The organism is Streptomyces sp. NBC_00080 (assembly GCF_045041255.1).
GTDB classification, from domain to species: domain Bacteria; phylum Actinomycetota; class Actinomycetes; order Streptomycetales; family Streptomycetaceae; genus Streptomyces; species Streptomyces coriariae.
In genome coordinates, this window is sequence record NZ_CP108235.1 from 9405792 (window position 1) to 9420843 (window position 15052).

Genomic DNA, 15052 nt, shown 5'->3' on the forward strand with positions numbered 1-15052 from the left:
CCACCCGTCGGCTCGACAACTACTCATCCGCGATGTCCTCGCCGAGCAGGAGTGCAGCGACCGCCTCAGGGGCCTCACGCATGGCGTCGTGGCCGGTGGGGAGGTCGTGGACCAGCCACTCGGGATCGGCTTGGAGTCGGGTGCGGAGTTCAGCGAACGGCGTCCGGTCCTCCCATCCCGAGCAGTAGACGAACTCCCGACGGGGGACCTGGGCGAGCCTGCCGGTGAGCCGGATCGTCTGCAAGAACGAGGCGAGGGGATGGGGACGGCGGCGGGGATCGCCGCCGTCCGGCGGTCGGACGGCGTAGCCGGTGGTCGCAGCGCCGGCAGCGAACGCTTCCCGGTAGCGCTCGGTCGTCGAGGACCAGCACGACTCGCCATCGCGCGGTACGTAGGCGTCGAGGTGCACCAGTCGTGGGATCCGGCCGTCAGCGCGATCGGCGGCGGCGGCGATCACCATCCCGCCGTAGCTGTGGCCGACCAGCGTCGCGCTGGTGATGTGGGCGCGATCGAGGAGCCGCAGAACGTCGTCGGCGTGCGTGTCGAGGTTGGCGGTCGCGACCGTCACGTGGTCGTCGTCCGGCCGCAGACCGGTCAGGGTCAGGGCGTGAACGGCATGACCGGCACGCTCCAGCAGCGGAGCCACCGCCTCGAACGACCAGGAGCCGTGCCAGCCGCCGGGCACGAGGACGAACGTCGCCATGGGTTTCTCCCTCTTCTGTTCAAGCCGCGATACCGAGGCACGCTGCCTCGATGACAGGTGGATCGGTCGGGCGCTCTGCGCGACTCAAGACCACTCCGCCTGGAGCAGTGTCACCAGACGAGGGCGTGGCCGGCTGCCGATAGAATGCCAACTGATGCCTGTTCGCCGCCAACCTGCCCGGATCGCCGGTGTGACGTCACATGTGTGGCCGTCCGGCGGACGCCACCTCTGGCCATCGGGCGAAACAAGCGCAGTACAGTCCCACGCCCGGGGACACCTGGTGTACGCGGCCAGTGGCGTGCTGACAGTTCACACCGAGCGCGGCACGTCGATCGTTCCCGCCAACCGGGTCGCCTGGACGCCCGCCGGGTTCACGCACCACCACCGTGCTCACGGCGACACCGATATGCGGATCGTCTTTCTCGCGCCGTCCTTCGCCCGGCTCATACCGGACCGTCCCGCCGTGTTCCTGGCCTCCGACCTCGCCCGCGAGGTCCTGCTCGCCCTGACCGGCCCCCGCAACTACGACGACGCCGCACCCGACCACAGCCGCTCCGCGCGCTCGCGTCTCGTTCGAGTCCTCGTCGACGAACTCCGCGAAGCGCACGAACAGCCACTGCACCTGCCGGAGCCACGGGACGACCGACTGCAAGCCATTGCCCGGCTGCTGTACGAGAAGCCGGCGGACAACGCCACACTGACCGAACTCGGGAAGACGATCGGGGCCAGCACCCGCACCCTCAGCCGACTGTTTCGCGACGAACTCGGCATGACCTTCTACGAATGGCGCACGCAGCTGCGCATCCACCACGCCCTCGTGCTCCTCGCCGACGGCCACGACACCACCCGAACCGCCTACGCCTGCGGCTGGGCCAACCCCAGCAGCTTCATCGCAGCGTTCACCGACATCATCGGAACGACCCCGGGCCGCTACCGAACCAGTCGCCGGACCACCACCCGCGCATCCCAACTCCCGACGGTTGTTGGCTCCTCGAAATGACTCGTCGTCGCACCCTCACTCGAACGACGCCGGCTGTGTGAGGTAGTGCGGTGTGGCTGGGGCCGGTGGTTGCGGGGGCAGGTTCCGCTGATCCACCGGGCCCCAGCTGTGAGTTCCGGGAACCGCGCTGCCGGCACAGGCGACATCTTTGATGTCGCAGTGGTGTTGCTGTGCTCGGTTCCGGTCGCTCGCCGCGTTCATCGAGGGAGGCTGTCTGTGGTTTCGGCACTGCTGGGTGTTCTGGGAGGACTGCTCCTGCCCGTCGCCGTCCTCATGCTGATCGTCGGCAGATCGCTGCTCTGGGGCCCCGACGCGCTGGAACTGCCCTGGCGCCTCCTCTATGTGTTGGTCCTCGCCGTGCTCTTCCTGGTGGTCGGCCTGGCGCTGTGGACTGATTCCGGCTGCGGTGCCGACTGCGAACCAGTGGTGACGCCCGTGTTCCCCTGAGACACGGTGCTTTCGTCAGCGTGACCGGGCGCGGGTGGCGGTCCGGGGCAGGGCGGTGGCCACCGTTGCGGTCATGCGCCGAGAACATCCCGCTGCCCACCGGACGGTCTCAGGACGCCGAACACGTGGCGGTCACCGAAGGCGTGCCCGCCGCAGCCGGCGTACTCGCGAGGAACCCGAAGGTGGTGCTCGCCCCCGCCGTCACCGTGCCGTTCCACCCGGCGTTGCGCACTGTCGTCCCGGTCAGCGTGCCGTTCCAGACCTGGGTGAGCTGACTGCCCGTCGGGAGGGCGAGGGTCACCGTCCAGGAGGAGATCGCCGCCGTGGACGAGCTGTTGGTGACCGTCACTTCACCCTGGTAGCCGCCCTGCCACACCGACACCGCCCGGAAAGCGACCGAGCAGCCACCGCTCCCGGGGTCCCCGGGGTCCCCAGGGTCACCCGGGGTGAGCAGGGCCGACAGCGCCGGGTACCAGCGGGCCGCCATCTTGGCGTCGCCTGAGGCGTTGGGGTGGACGCCGTCGTAGGTGTCCGTGGCCGTGTCGAAGCCCGTCCACTGGTCGACGACGGTTACCGGCGACTGCGCGGTGGTGATGCCATCGGCCCAGGCCGGAATGCGCTGGTTGAAGGCCACTGTACGGGCGGCACACTCGGCGCAGCTGCTCGGATTGATCGGGATGATCTGGGCGACCAGCACCTTCATCGCCGGGTTGGCGGCCCGCATCTGACCGACCAGCTTGGTGTACGCGGCGAGGATGGTGTCCGGCGCGATGCTGCTCCAGACGTCGTTTGTGCCGAAATGCATGACAACGATGTCCGGCAGGGTGGCCGCCAGCCATCCGGGCAGCAGGTTCTGGTCGGCTGTCGCGGTGGCCTGGAAGCCCCCGTGGCCTTCGTTGTCGGCGTCGTGCGTGAGGGCGCAGCTCTGGGCGCTCAGTGTGCCGACGAAGTCGATGTCGGTGTAGCCGGCGTTCTGCAGCTGGTTCCAGAGGAGGGAGCGCCAGCAGCCCGGGGAGCCGGTGATCGAGTCGCCGAGCGGCATGATCCGTACCGGGGTCGCGGCCGCGGCCGCGGCGGATGGGGCGCCGGCCAGGCCGAAGCCGGCGGCGAAGACGAGCAGGGCGGCCAGAAAGGTGGCGAAGAGGGGATGGCATCTGCTGCGCACGGGGTGTCCTTCCCGAAGTGGGGCGGGAGTGGGAGCGGGAGTGCGGTACGCGTGCATGGGAGCGCTCCCATTGCTACGTGTCTTCATCAAGCCACCGTTGTCGCTGACACGTCAATATCCCGGACGGGCCGGACTGGGGCCCTCGCGGTTCGAGGGGCGCGCCACCCCTCGGCCTCCGGGGCCTCCCCGGCCCGGCGCGGGCTGCGGTCCTTGTCGACGGGCAACGCACGGATGCCTTCCGCCGGGCCCGAGTGCCGGAGGGAGCCGCAGGCGATGCGTCAGGCCTGAACACGGCCTCCAGGGAGGGCGGTTCACGGCTCTGACGGATGGCGGCCACCCGCACCCTCCGGCGCGGGCACGCCGGCCGACCCCCATCCGGAATGCCCCGCGAAATCCCTGGTGAAGAGGGTCGCCGCGCCTGCTAGTCTTCGGCGTCCTGTCGCACACTCGTGCGCACACACCACACCACGCGCCGCATCAGTCCCATGGGGGGATCCTGTCATGACCCAGTCAGCTCCGCCGCCGTCCGACGGCAACCCGTTCGCCCAGCAGCCCGCCGCCGGCACCCCGCAGCCCACCGACGGCAATCCGTATGCCCAGCAGCCCGGTGCCGCCCCGTTTGCTCCGGACTCGGCCCCGTTCACGCCCGCGGCCGCGCCGACCCGCAACAACCTCGCCCTGGGCCTGGTCGTCGCCGTCGTCGTGGCTCTGGTGACCGCTGGTGTCTACGGCGCGATCGTCGGCGCGACCGAGTACGAGATCGGCTACGCGGCCGTCGGCGTCGGCTTCCTCATCGGCTTTGCGGCCGGCAAGATCGGTGGCACCAACCCGGTCCTGCCCGTGGTGAGCGCCGTGCTGTCGCTGGGCGCGGTCTACCTCGGCCAGCTCATCGGCATCGCGATGATCGGTGCCGACGAGCTCGACGTCTCCGCGACCTCGCTGTTCACCGAGCACTTCGACCTGCTGACCGAGGGCTGGAGCGAGACGGCCGACGCGATGACCTTCCTGTTCCTCGCCATCGGCGCGTTCGCCGCGTTCTCCGGCGCAAAGAAGGCGGCCCTGTAATCACGCGGGTGCCGCGTGAACACGCAACCCGCGTATGAGCATGCGCAGCACGCGAAAGGGCCCGTTCACCTCATGGTGAATGGGCCCGTCCGCTGCGGAATTCCCTTCCGCAGCGCAGCCCGCCAGGACGAGATCGCGCGTCTCTTCAAGCCCGTCCGCGCCGCGAGCGCGGAGGCCGGGTACGTACCTGGACCGGGCGATACCCGAGTTCGCGAAGAACAAGCAGAACGCTGTCAAGGCCACGGTCCTCACGGCCGGGGACGGACGGGTACTCCTCTGCAGCCCGACCGGGCCGGGCAGCCGCTCGGCCGCGGCGGGAACAGGCGGTCCGGTCTGCACGGTTGCATCGACGAGGGACCGGCGCCGATGGGGCGGGGGCCGGCCACGGCGATCCGCAAGGCCGTCGCCCCCAGAGGATCCGGGCCCGGGATCGCGGTACGCCCGCCGCGCACCCGGACCAAGACGTATTTCTGCAGGAGGACTGTTTATGACTGACCGGCCTTTGACGCTCATGGCAGTACACGCCCACCCGGACGACGAGGCCACCGGAACCGGTGGGGTCCTCGCCCGGTACGCGGCGGAAGGCATCCGCACGGTTCTCGTGACGTGTACCGACGGCGGTTGCGGTGACGGACCGGGAGGTGTCAAGCCGGGGGATCCCGGGCACGATTCGGCGGCCGTCGCCTTGATGCGCCGTCAGGAACTTGAGGCGAGTTGTGACGTCCTGAAGGTCAGCGATCTGGAGATGCTGGACTATGCCGACTCCGGGATGATGGGCTGGCCGAGCAACGACGCCCCCGACTCCTTCTGGCAGACCCCCGTGGAGGAAGGCGCGGCCCGACTCGCGGAACTCATGCGGCACTACCGACCTGATGTGGTCGTCACTTACGACGAGAACGGCTTCTACGGGCACCCCGACCACATCCAGGCCCACCGCATCACGATGGCGGCGCTGGAGATGACCGCGCTGGCACCGAAGGTGTACTGGACCACGATGCCCCGCTCGGGGATGCAGCGGTTCGGCGAGATCATGCGCGAGTTTCATGAGGACATGCCGGAGCCGGATCCTGCCGAGGCCGCCGCGATGGCCGAGATCGGACTGCCCGACGACGAGATCAGCACGTGGGTGGACACCACCGCGTTCAGCGGTCAGAAGTTCGACGCGCTGGCCGCGCACGCCAGTCAGGGCGAGAACATCTTCTTCCTCAAGATGGGCAAGGAGAGGTTCGGCGAGTTGATGGGCATGGAGACCTTCGTACGTGTCCAGGACGCCACCGGCGCGGCCGTACCTGAGAACGATCTCTTCGCCGGACTGCGCTGATCCGGCTGTCCGCCATGCCGGGAAAGCCGAGGAATCACCTTGGCCGACGCTGCCACGCAGCGCGCTGCGCGGGGCTGCGCAGCGGCGGCTGACATCGGACCACGCTGCGAGCAGGGCACACTTTTCAGGACGACGGGGCGGTTGCCGACCTTGGCGGTCGGTGGCCCTCCCGCCGTCGAAGCATCCGCGTCCGCGACCTGCTGTGGTCGGGCCTGCGGCGCCGGCCTGGGCGGTTGCGTGCGGCCGCACCCGAGCACACCCCGCCCCCACCGCCTCCGAACGGCCCCTGACCAGGCGAAACAGTCAGAGGCCCTACGCGGGAGGTGCAATCGGATACGAGGGAAGGAGTGGCCATGGGGCTGCTGATCTCAACCGCGCTTCTTGCCCTCCTTCACCGGAGCCTGAAGTCGATGCAGCTCGGGGGCGCGATCCTCTGCCTGTTGGGCGTGGCCCTGCTCCTCTGGCGCTTTCGGATGGCGCGCAGGCGTGAGGCGTCTGGCGGCTTGCCGCAAGCGATTCCCTGGGCAACACATATACCTGGCGGCATCGGCGTCTTCCTGCTGGTGGCAGCCTCTGCGGCGCTCACCGTGGGGGAGTGGCTGGGTGTGTTCGAAAGCTGAGCGGCGTAGACCCGCACCGCGGGCTACCGGAAGGAAGGCGCGCCGGGCGCGCTGACCGGTCGGACTGCCCAGCCTCATAGCACCCTCGCTGCTCCGCGATCCACTGCCCACCGGCACCGGCACCGGCACCGGCACCGGCACCGGGATCGCGCTGATCGGCGCGTTGAGTCCTCGGATCGATCCTTCTGCTGACGGCCATCGCCGTCCTCGCCCGGCACCCGTCATGAGCTCGTCGGCCTCGCCCGCATCCCGCGCGAGGGCGACCCCATCCCAACGCATGCACAAGCGCAGCTTGCCGGTGCTCGACGTGGTGAGCGTCCTGAGGGTGCGAGCGGGTCGGGAATGAGGTGGCCGGAGTGGTTGTTCCACCACATGAACATGACATGCTCCGGTCGATCCGGGGTGTGGGTGAGAGGAGGACCTCATGGCGCGCAACAGCATGCGTTCCGTCGTCACGCCGAAGTCGACGGCCGGGACCGGCGTCACCTACGTGACGCGCTAGAACCGCGGCAACGCCGCCGGCCGGCTCGCTCTGCCGCAAGTACGCCCCGCTCGCCGGGCAGCGCATCGCCTTCCGCGAGGAACGCTGAACCGCGCTTCCGCCTCGGGCAGGCAGCCATACAGCCACAAGGAAGGAAACCCCATGAGGTCCCGCATTCATCCCGAATCCCGGCTGGTCGCCTTTCGTGACCGCGCCGCGAACGCCCTCTTCCTCACCCGCTCCACAGCGGCCTCGGCCCGGACGATCGAGTGGGAGGACGGCAACACGTATCCGCTGATCGATGTCGACGTCTCATCGGCGAGTCACCCGTTCTACACCGGGACCTCGAGGGTCGTGGACACCGCCGGGCGGGTGGAGAGGTTCGAGCGCCGCTACGGCCGCGCAGCCACGGCCCGGCCCTGACGGCGGGCCGTCGTCCGAACAGGAGGAAGCAGACCATGAAGGTACGTAAGTCGCTGCGTTCGCTGAAATCGAGACCGGGGGCCCAGGTGGTCCGCCGCCGGGGCGTGGTCTTCGTCGTCAACAAGAAGAACCCCCGCTTCAAGGCCCGCCAAGGCTGACAGCGCGCCCGCCCGGCCGATGAAGGGGACGGGAATGCCGGCCCGGTCGGCTGTGTTGTGCAGGACGTGGTCGTGAAGGGGACAGTGTCCCCGGGCCTCACCTATTGCCTGCGGGGACGATCGTCCGGCTGAAGCCCCGCAGAGCCTTTCGCCGCGAAGGCGACCGCCCTTCACGACCACGCTCTTTCGTCTACGGCTCCGGGCCGGCTCGCCTGCCGGCCCGGAGCCGTACCCGTTTCCGCCGTCGACGCGCGGCCGGCCGGCGGCGGCCGCGCGGGTTCAGCCGGGCAGAACACGGCCCTGCCTGCCTGCCCACCGGCCTGTCGGCGTGCCTCCACATCCCTCGGTGGCCGCGTGATGGTCCGCGGGCGGCTCGCGCGTGCTTACGGCTGCCGGGGGCGGGGAAACGATGAGCTCTATGACGAGCGCGATGCAGAACTACAGTCTCCTTTGGACCGACCCGGACGGCACCCCGCAGGCGTCCGCGGGAAGGTACGACAAGCGGTCCGCCAAACACCGCCGCACCGAACTGAGAGCCGTGGGCTGCACCCGTGTGGTGATCGTGCAGGTCAGACCTGGCGAAGTTCCCGAGCCGGTTTCCTGAGCGAGGCGGACGGCAACTGGTAGGCGTGGGGCTCGCTGGTGCGCAGGAGGGTGACGATCAGGAAGTCGACGATGTCGACGTTGTCGGTGAGCTGGCCGGGCGAGGGCCCGGTGGGCGGGTCGGTTCGACCGACCCGCCCACCTTTGCTGAACCATTCCCCTGAGCCACCGGCCGTGGTCAGGAGAGCTTGAGCAGGGTGTAGTCGTCGCAGTATCCGGCCGAGGAGCCGGCGTTCTTGCAGCAGTAGACGGCGGCCGAGGTGGCGGTGGCGCCCGTCGACTACTCCGTGCCGTCCGCCGGCAGGCGCTCCGGCAGCCCGAGCCGCGGGAACCGGTCGTCGTGGAACGTGACGATCTCGGTGATCGCCCCGCCGACGACACGCAGGACGTCGATCGTCAGCGGCAGGTACGCGCCCTCCCGCTTCCGCCAGAGGTAGAAAGCGACGGCGGGCTGCCTGTTCACGGAGGTGAGGACGGTGCGCAAACCCTTCATGCCCTCGAAGCCGCTCTCGATCCAGTCGTTCACCACCGCCTCGCGGCCGACGTACAAGCCCGGTGTGGGCGGCATCGAGCAGCGGACGTCGTCCCGCAGCAACGCGGCGAGCGTCCCGACGTCCGTGGCCACGCTGGCGTCGGTATAGCGGCGCACCAGCTCGCGGGTCCCGGCGTCCTGTTCGCCGCCGGTCCAGTCCTGCCGCTCGGCGGGCAGGCGCTCCCGCAGGCCGGCCCGGGCCCGCTGCAACGCGCTGTTCACGGAGTTGACGGAGTCCCCGAGGAACTCCGCGACATCCCTCGCCGGCCAGCCGAGTACGTCCCGCAGGATCAGCACGGCCCGCGGGCGCGGCGCGAGGTGCTGGACTGCGACCAGGTACGCCAGCTCGATCGTCTCCCGTGCGACGGCGACGATCTCCGGCCCGTCCGCGTCGCCCGCGGGCAGCTCGTCGAGCAGCCGGTCCGGGTAGGGCTGCAGCCACAGCACCTCGCCGCCGGTCGCGGGTTCCGGGCGGCACTTGGCGAGCAGGTCCAGGCAGGCGTTGGTGGCGATCCGGTACAGCCAGGCCCGGAACGTCGACCGCCCCTCGAAGGTCTCCCGCCGACGCCAGGCACGGAGGAACGTTTCCTGCACGGTGTCCTCGGCGTCCTCGAACGACCCGAGCATCCGGTAGCAGTGCACGTGCAGCTCCCGCCGGTGCCGCTCGGCCAGCCCCGAGAACGCCGACTCGTCGATCTCGCCCAGACCGCTCACGCCCAGCTCCTCCAGCCGCGTGTCCGCATTCATCACGTCACCCTTCCGCCTCGTCGTATCCCGTCGTAGGTGTGACGGCCGCGGGCGCGAAAACTCATCACCATGGTCGATCGCATGGCGGCCCCGCCTGCACCTCGCTCGCCAAGAGGCTGGGTGCCTGTTCCCGTGGCCGACAGAACACCACGGTGGTCGTGACGCTTGACTGAAAATTCGTTGGATCTTCAAGGAGACGAGGACGGTCGGGAGCGGCCAGGAACCGAACTGATGCAGCACACGTCTCCCGCACCATGATTTCTGACGACCACCAAGAGCCTGCGAACTCCACCCGGCTCACCTCGCCGTCGGCGGTGACCGCCGATCCGCCGAAGACCAACGACTACAACGGCTTCGCCGAGGCGTACACGGCCGAAAACGAAACCAACCTCATCAATGCCTACTACGAGCGGCCTGCGATGCTGGCCCTCGCCGGAGACGTGACCGGCCGGCGGATCCTCGACGCCGGCTGCGGCTCCGGTCCCCTGTTCGCGGCGCTGCGCGACCGTGGAGCCAGCGTGAGCGGCTTCGACGCGAGCACCGGAATGCTGGAGCTGGCCCGGCGGCGGCTCGGTGAGGGTGCGGACCTGCAGGTGGCCGATCTGGGCAGTCCGCTTCCCTACCCTGACGACACGTTCGACGACGTCGTCGCGTCCCTGGTGCTGCACTACCTGGAGGACTGGGGACCGGCGCTGGCCGAGCTGCGACGCACACTCAAGCCCGGCGGACGGCTGATCGCGTCCGTCGACCATCCCTTTGCCGTCCACCTCATGCACCGCCAGGCCGGCCGCGAGGCCGAGTACAAGTATTTCGACACCACCAACTGGACCGAAGAGTGGACCATGGGCGGTCAGACCGCCCTGATGAGCCTCTGGCACAGGCCGCTGCACGCGATGATCGAGGCCTTCACCGCAGCAGGCTTCCGGATAACGGTCATCAGCGAGCCGGAGCCTGATCCAGCCGCCCGTGAGCTGTTCCCCGAAGTCGTCGCGGCCAAGCCGCGCTTCCTGTGCTTTCTGTTCTTCGTCCTTCAGGCCGACCAAGCTCCGTAGCCTCACCCTTCCGGTTACAGCGCGCGGTCCCGGAACGTGCCGTTTGGCGAGAAAAATCGAAGAGATGACCCAATTGTCGTTCCGCGCTGTCTGCACACTTCAGGCCTGGTCTTGCCTTCGCCGCCTGACGAACCATCTGCCCGCCAGTGTCACGATGGCCAGCGTCGCTGCCGCCGGCGGCCAGTGGTGCCAGTGCCAGAGCGGATTCTGCCACCGCCACAGCGGCGCGGATGCGGCGTCGACGGAGATCGTGTCGCGGTCGTTGCCGGGCACGGGGTCGTTCGGACCGTACACGGTGATGGAGCCCTCGGCGCCGGGGATCCGCTTGTCGATGCGGATGTGGAAGCCGATGGTGACCGAGGATCCGGCCGATGGCGAGAAGTCGCACAGGAAGAAGTAGTTGTCCTTGTCCTGTGGCGGCCGGCAGGCGTATCTCCGATCGTCGTCGTCCCCTTCCCAGGGAATGGACGTGACGGTGGTTCCGGGCGGCGGTACGACCGCGAAGGATCCGGCTTCGCCGTCTGCGGCACCGGGGCCCAGGTTCGTCACACCGAGCCGGACCACGACGGTGTCCCCCACCCTGCCCCTCACCGTTTCGGTGACGGGTATGTAGTCGGCAGGCGTCGACCGGGACACATCGATGGTGCGGGCTGTGCCGACCCGCGCCAAGTCGGCGCCATGGACCGCGGTGGTCGCCGACACGCGGGTGGTGTCGGGTCGTTGAGGCCCTCGGCTCGGGTGGCCGGTGGGCAGTGGTCCGTCAGTCTTCCCCCGGGTGCCGTTCTTGACGGGCACCGTGGATGGATCGGCGCGCGAGGTGGTCAGAAGCTCCACCGACTGCTGGGGTTGTGCCCACACCGGCCCTGCCGCCGTGCCGAACGCGATCAGGAACAGGACGGCAGCGCCGATCGGGTGCCTGGCGGCATGTTCAGCCATGCGGTCGAGCCTTTCTGGTCGCACCCCTGTCGCACATCCTCTCGATGGTCGGTGCCCCCTCCTACGACAGTTCGTCGCGTGCGCAGCTGCGAGTCTTCGGCGCAGACAGGGCCGGCGGACTCAAGCAGGCCAGAGCAGCCGGCCTGGCCTTGGCGCACAGGTACGGACGCGCGAGCAGCAGACCGGTGCCGGTCATGGCGATGCCGAAGTAGACCGGCGCGAGGTGCAGGAAGTCGGTGTAGTGGATCGCGCCGTGCACCACGACAGCCGGCAGGAAACCGGAGGCCGCCGCGGCGGCCAGGGTCCAGAACACCCAGGCCTCGCCCCGCCGCCAGCCCCACGCGCTGAGCAAGGTGATGGCCACTGCGGCGGCCATCAGGGCACCGCCGAACCCCGCCCGGTCGTGGGCGATGAACGGCACGAGCCGGGGGTTCACGGTCTCCAGCGTCTGCGTACTGGTGCCCAGGAAGGCCAGGTCGGTCGGTACGAAGACGCCGGTCAGACCGACCACCGAGATCACCGCCCCGCCGACGAACAGACCCGCTCCCGTGACGATCAGCAGCAACTGGCCGGCCAGCGCCCTTCGGCGCTCCGGCTCCGGACCTTCGGGCGCCAGGTGCCACCGGGGTGTGTGCGGGGTCCGACGGACGGCGGCCACGAACATCGGAAACAGTACGAGGGTGGTGGCCGTGTGCAGGGGTTCCACGAAGCCGGTGGCCAAGAAGTAGAACAAGGTGGGGAAGCCGATCGCCCCCGAGAGCAGATACACCTCCCGGGCCCAGGGCCAGCCGCGTCTGATCCCTCCCACGGCGAGGCCGGTGTAGAGGGCGCCGATCGCCACCATCGTGCCGGCCATGGTGATCCGGTCGTGCTGGAGGAAGTGCACGAGGTGGTGGTTGGCGCCGTGCATGTCGTGCAGCGTCATGGCGAGGTAGTCGCGGTCGTACCAGAGCAGCACCGGTCCGAGCGTGATGGCTGCGGCGCCGAGTCCGGCGCCCGTCATGCCGAGGCCGACGAGGAGCGCCCACCACCAGACGGGCCATCGGCGGGGATCGCATCCGACGTCCCGCAGTACCGGAGCGGGCGTGGTGGGCGTGGCTGCCTCGGTGACCCGTTGGAACCAGCCGGGTCCGGCCGCGACGAGCACGCCGGGCCGGGCGAGTACGACGGCGCCCGGCTCCTGGAGCACGGTGGCTGCGGCGGTGACCGACGGGTCGGACACATGGACCACGTGCGGGTCGTCGCTGCTGGTGAACCCGTCTACGTGAGGCTTGAGGGCGGCCGCGGCCGCCGGGTCGCAGGTGCCGACCACCAGTGGGACCGAGCGGCCGGCAGCCGCCTCGCGCACCGTCTCGGCGTCGGCCGCGGAGACGGGCGCCACCTCGACGACAGCAGCTCCGAGCGGGGGCAGGGCGCGTACCGCGTCGAGGGCGAGCGCGGGCGGGACGGATATGCCGAGGCGGACGTCCACGGGCACGCCGGCGACCTCGCCGGCGAGGCCCTCGGGCGGATGGCGGCGAGCGAATCCCCGGGCGATCATCCGCGCGCCGGCGGGACGCGAGCCGATCGAGGCCAGCAGGCGCAGCGCGGTTCGCTGCGAACGGCGTCGGCCGAGGACGCCGGCGGCGATGCCGCGCAGCGGGTGATACGTCCAGTCCGGCATCAGGGGCTCTCGCTCTTCGTCGTGGGCACCGGGTCACCGGGCGGGGTCCAGCCGAGCACAGGCGTCATGGAACGCAGCGTCGCCCGCGTCGGTGCCAGCCGGGCGGCCGTGTCGCGCAGCACCACTGCGGGCGGCCACGACAGCTGGCCGATCGAGCCCAGCCGGGCGGAACGGCGCGTGATGGCCTGGGTCCGCGGGCGGCGCAACAGGTCGTACGAGCGGAGCGCGGCGGCCACGTCCGGGATGCTGTCGAGGCAGTGTGCGAGGGTGAGCGCATCCTCCAGCGCCTGGCATGCGCCTTGGCCCAGGTTGGGGGTCATGGCATGGGCCGCGTCGCCCAGCAGCGCGACTCGGCCGCGGACGAAGGAGGACAGCGGCGGCAGCTCGTACAGGTCGTGCCGGAGCACCGCGTCCACGGGCGTGGCAGCCAGAAGGTCGGGGACGGGGTCCGGCCAGGACCCGAACCGGCGCAGCAGTTCGGCGTACTCGGATGAGCCGGAGGACGCTCCCGCCGGCAGCGAGGCCGTCGCGAAGCAGTACATTCGCCCGCCGAGCAGTGCCGTGTAGCCGAACCGCGCCCCGCGGCCCCAGGTCACGGCGCCCTGCGAGGGCGGCTCGGCGAGAGGCACGGTGACCATGCGCCAGCCTGTGTAACCGGCGTACCGGGGTCCGGCCGCCTCGGGCCACAGGGCACGGCGGACTGCACTGCGCAGCCCGTCGGCGCCGACCACGAGGTCGGGCCGGGACTCGCCCCTACCGTGATCGACGACCAAGCAGGGTCCACCGTCGCGGACCGCGGACACCTCACCGCCCGGCCGCAGGCTGTCGGCGGGCAGCGCGTGGGCGAGCGCCCGCAACAGGTCTGCGCGGTGCAGGACCACCAAGGGGTGGCCGAAGCGGCGCACCAGCTCCGCGTTCTTCGTGCGGGACAGCCAGCGGCCCTGGCGGTCGCGTACGCCGCCCACGGCTTCGACGGCGCCGAGTGCCCGGACGGTGTCGCCCAGGCCGAGTGCATCGAGCGCGTGCAGCGCGTTCGGCCACAGGGAGATGCCGGCGCCGATCTCGGTGAACTCCGGGGCACGTTCCAGCACCTCGACGCGCCAACCGCGGCGATGCAGGGCGACGGCCGCCGCGAGCCCGCCGATCCCGCCGCCGACGATGGTCGCGGCGCGCTGGGGCATTGGTCCTCGCTCTGGGTTCGGAGGGCGCCGCCCCCGGTCAAGTGGTGGTCAGTCCGGTGCCCGAGCCCGAGCGGCATACGACGCGGCGCAGGCCCGCCTGAGCAGCGCCTCATGGCAACATGCCGACAGATGCCTGTCAATGTGCCGGCCGTCGGCGGCCCGGATGCCCTCCGCCGCGCCGTCGTAAGGCGCCGGCCGGCGGGAGCCGGCTCCACGGTCAGCGAGCAATCCTGATCTCCCGCGACCTGTGCGTCCATCCCCTTATGCGCTCGGCGGCGGAAGAACGGCGTCAGGACCGTCGCGTCACGATGGAGCAGCTCGTAGGCGATGGCAAGATCAGTTACATCGGCAGCAGCAACTTCGTCGGCTGGGGCGTTGCCCTGGCTCAATCAGCCGCCACGGCAGGGCACTTCATGGGCCCGACCTCCGAACAGATCCTGTTCAACCTGGCCGTGCGAGCCGTGGAACTCGAACTCGTCCCCGCACTGCGCCACCTCGGGATCGGACTGATCCCCAGTACTGCACAACCCTGCCGTCTCCACCACAGTCACCGGAGCGACGACCGGCGAACGACTACGATCCAACCTCGGCGCACTGTCCGTGCACCTGGACGGCGAGTCCATCGAACGCCTCAACCGCATCTGTCCGGGGCCAGGGGAAGCCCCGCAGGCGTATGTATGCCCGGCGAAGCGGCCCCGGGCCGACCGACAGCCCGGGCCGCCCTGCTGTCGCGTCGCCGAGTTCTTCCGGGCGGCGATCCGCCCATGGCGCCGATCGCAGGGACCCCGGCCCCGAACACCGCACTGACATCCGGGACTTCCTCGCAAGCCGACGAGCCAGGATCACCCCGGAGCAGGTCGGACTGACCACCAGCGGACCACGCCGAGTGCCCGGGCTGCGGCGCGAGGGGGTCGCGCAGCTGGCTTCCATCAGCACCGACGCGCGGTGACCTACC

General features: G+C 70.1%; 16 protein-coding genes and 2 pseudogenes. 12 read left to right on the top strand and 6 right to left on the bottom strand.

Features of this window, described 5'->3' with window-relative positions; all coding sequences use genetic code 11:
* Window positions 1-19 precede the first annotated feature (19 nt).
* The gene (locus tag OHU34_RS41970) at window positions 20-703 is read right to left on the bottom strand and encodes an alpha/beta fold hydrolase (RefSeq protein WP_142268284.1); all 684 of its coding nucleotides are present in this window, start codon (window positions 701-703) and stop codon (window positions 20-22) included.
* A gap of 298 nt (window positions 704-1001) precedes the next feature.
* On the opposite strand from OHU34_RS41970, the gene OHU34_RS41975 reads away from it, so the two are divergent.
* Both OHU34_RS41975 and OHU34_RS41980 read left to right on the top strand, forming a co-directional pair.
* Window positions 1002-1703 carry an AraC family transcriptional regulator gene (locus OHU34_RS41975; RefSeq protein ID WP_405771689.1) on the top strand — a complete coding sequence of 234 codons (702 nt, stop codon included), beginning with the start codon at window positions 1002-1004 and terminating at the stop codon, window positions 1701-1703.
* A gap of 216 nt (window positions 1704-1919) precedes the next feature.
* On the top strand, window positions 1920-2150 hold the full coding sequence (locus OHU34_RS41980; protein ID WP_142268283.1) for a hypothetical protein: 231 nt from the start codon (window positions 1920-1922) through the stop codon (window positions 2148-2150).
* A gap of 109 nt (window positions 2151-2259) precedes the next feature.
* Here the strand turns inward: OHU34_RS41980 and OHU34_RS41985 are convergent, their stop codons facing one another.
* The gene (locus tag OHU34_RS41985) at window positions 2260-3315 is read right to left on the bottom strand and encodes a GDSL-type esterase/lipase family protein (RefSeq protein WP_405771692.1); all 1056 of its coding nucleotides are present in this window, start codon (window positions 3313-3315) and stop codon (window positions 2260-2262) included.
* A gap of 501 nt (window positions 3316-3816) precedes the next feature.
* Between OHU34_RS41985 and OHU34_RS41990 the strand changes: the two genes are divergently transcribed.
* The 7 genes and pseudogenes from OHU34_RS41990 (at window position 3817) to OHU34_RS42020 (ending at window position 7987) form a co-directional block, all read left to right on the top strand.
* Window positions 3817-4380: a hypothetical protein gene (locus OHU34_RS41990; protein WP_405771695.1), complete on the top strand. Its 564-nt coding sequence runs from the start codon at window positions 3817-3819 to the stop codon at window positions 4378-4380.
* A gap of 487 nt (window positions 4381-4867) precedes the next feature.
* Window positions 4868-5701 carry a PIG-L family deacetylase gene (locus OHU34_RS41995; protein WP_230195829.1) on the top strand — a complete coding sequence of 278 codons (834 nt, stop codon included), beginning with the start codon at window positions 4868-4870 and terminating at the stop codon, window positions 5699-5701.
* A gap of 353 nt (window positions 5702-6054) precedes the next feature.
* Window positions 6055-6321: a hypothetical protein gene (locus OHU34_RS42000; protein WP_405771698.1), complete on the top strand. Its 267-nt coding sequence runs from the start codon at window positions 6055-6057 to the stop codon at window positions 6319-6321.
* Window positions 6322-6745: 424 nt separating this feature from the next.
* Window positions 6746-6911 (top strand): annotated as a pseudogene (gene rpmG, locus OHU34_RS42005) (50S ribosomal protein L33).
* A 53-nt stretch (window positions 6912-6964) separates the two neighbouring features.
* Window positions 6965-7225 carry a type B 50S ribosomal protein L31 gene (locus OHU34_RS42010; protein WP_142268278.1) on the top strand — a complete coding sequence of 87 codons (261 nt, stop codon included), beginning with the start codon at window positions 6965-6967 and terminating at the stop codon, window positions 7223-7225.
* A 35-nt stretch (window positions 7226-7260) separates the two neighbouring features.
* Window positions 7261-7383 carry a type B 50S ribosomal protein L36 gene (gene ykgO / locus OHU34_RS42015; protein WP_020132570.1) on the top strand — a complete coding sequence of 41 codons (123 nt, stop codon included), beginning with the start codon at window positions 7261-7263 and terminating at the stop codon, window positions 7381-7383.
* 418 nt (window positions 7384-7801) lie between these two features.
* Entirely contained in the window at window positions 7802-7987 is a 186-nt protein-coding gene (locus tag OHU34_RS42020; RefSeq protein WP_235034661.1) for a hypothetical protein, read from the top strand.
* A 279-nt stretch (window positions 7988-8266) separates the two neighbouring features.
* On the opposite strand, the gene OHU34_RS42025 is transcribed toward OHU34_RS42020, so the two are convergent.
* Complete coding sequence (locus OHU34_RS42025) at window positions 8267-9265, bottom strand: RNA polymerase subunit sigma-70 (protein ID WP_405771703.1); 999 nt, start codon at window positions 9263-9265, stop codon at window positions 8267-8269.
* Between the two features lie 254 nt (window positions 9266-9519).
* On the opposite strand from OHU34_RS42025, the gene OHU34_RS42030 reads away from it, so the two are divergent.
* Window positions 9520-10317 (top strand): class I SAM-dependent methyltransferase, encoded by a 798-nt coding sequence (locus OHU34_RS42030; protein ID WP_405771706.1) that lies wholly within the window; start codon window positions 9520-9522, stop codon window positions 10315-10317.
* A gap of 99 nt (window positions 10318-10416) precedes the next feature.
* Here OHU34_RS42030 and OHU34_RS42035 read toward each other — a convergent pair whose 3' ends face one another.
* From OHU34_RS42035 to OHU34_RS42045, 3 genes are all read right to left on the bottom strand, one after another.
* Window positions 10417-11253: a hypothetical protein gene (locus tag OHU34_RS42035; protein WP_405771709.1), complete on the bottom strand. Its 837-nt coding sequence runs from the start codon at window positions 11251-11253 to the stop codon at window positions 10417-10419.
* Between the two features lie 61 nt (window positions 11254-11314).
* On the bottom strand, window positions 11315-12916 hold the full coding sequence (locus tag OHU34_RS42040) for a hypothetical protein (protein ID WP_200839989.1): 1602 nt from the start codon (window positions 12914-12916) through the stop codon (window positions 11315-11317).
* On the bottom strand, window positions 12916-14097 hold the full coding sequence (locus OHU34_RS42045) for an FAD-dependent monooxygenase (protein WP_142268273.1): 1182 nt from the start codon (window positions 14095-14097) through the stop codon (window positions 12916-12918). Before OHU34_RS42045 ends, OHU34_RS42040 begins: the two co-directional genes overlap by 1 nt.
* A 308-nt stretch (window positions 14098-14405) precedes the next feature.
* Here OHU34_RS42045 and OHU34_RS42050 point away from each other — a divergent pair, with 308 nt between their 5' ends.
* Window positions 14406-14963 (top strand): aldo/keto reductase, encoded by a 558-nt coding sequence (locus tag OHU34_RS42050; RefSeq protein ID WP_405771713.1) that lies wholly within the window; start codon window positions 14406-14408, stop codon window positions 14961-14963.
* A pseudogene (locus OHU34_RS42055) lies at window positions 14906-15037 on the top strand (transcriptional regulator); the annotation flags it as partial. The gene OHU34_RS42050 and the pseudogene OHU34_RS42055, both read left to right, overlap by 58 nt.
* Window positions 15038-15052: the final 15 nt, after the last annotated feature.

Excerpts from the sequence above, each read along its gene's own strand:
- OHU34_RS41970 (WP_142268284.1), bottom strand. The coding sequence starts at position 703 with ATGGCGACGTTCGTCCTCGTGCCCGGCGGCTGGCACGGCTCCTGGTCG.
- OHU34_RS41990 (WP_405771695.1), top strand. The coding sequence starts at position 3,817 with ATGACCCAGTCAGCTCCGCCGCCGTCCGACGGCAACCCGTTCGCCCAG.
- OHU34_RS41995 (WP_230195829.1), top strand. The coding sequence starts at position 4,868 with ATGACTGACCGGCCTTTGACGCTCATGGCAGTACACGCCCACCCGGAC.
- OHU34_RS42000 (WP_405771698.1), top strand. The coding sequence starts at position 6,055 with ATGGGGCTGCTGATCTCAACCGCGCTTCTTGCCCTCCTTCACCGGAGC.
- OHU34_RS42010 (WP_142268278.1), top strand. The coding sequence starts at position 6,965 with ATGAGGTCCCGCATTCATCCCGAATCCCGGCTGGTCGCCTTTCGTGAC.
- ykgO (WP_020132570.1), top strand. The coding sequence starts at position 7,261 with ATGAAGGTACGTAAGTCGCTGCGTTCGCTGAAATCGAGACCGGGGGCC.
- OHU34_RS42020 (WP_235034661.1), top strand. The coding sequence starts at position 7,802 with ATGACGAGCGCGATGCAGAACTACAGTCTCCTTTGGACCGACCCGGAC.
- OHU34_RS42025 (WP_405771703.1), bottom strand. The coding sequence starts at position 9,265 with ATGAATGCGGACACGCGGCTGGAGGAGCTGGGCGTGAGCGGTCTGGGC.
- OHU34_RS42030 (WP_405771706.1), top strand. The coding sequence starts at position 9,520 with ATGATTTCTGACGACCACCAAGAGCCTGCGAACTCCACCCGGCTCACC.
- OHU34_RS42035 (WP_405771709.1), bottom strand. The coding sequence starts at position 11,253 with ATGGCTGAACATGCCGCCAGGCACCCGATCGGCGCTGCCGTCCTGTTC.
- OHU34_RS42040 (WP_200839989.1), bottom strand. The coding sequence starts at position 12,916 with ATGCCGGACTGGACGTATCACCCGCTGCGCGGCATCGCCGCCGGCGTC.
- OHU34_RS42045 (WP_142268273.1), bottom strand. The coding sequence starts at position 14,097 with ATGCCCCAGCGCGCCGCGACCATCGTCGGCGGCGGGATCGGCGGGCTC.
- OHU34_RS42050 (WP_405771713.1), top strand. The coding sequence starts at position 14,406 with ATGGAGCAGCTCGTAGGCGATGGCAAGATCAGTTACATCGGCAGCAGC.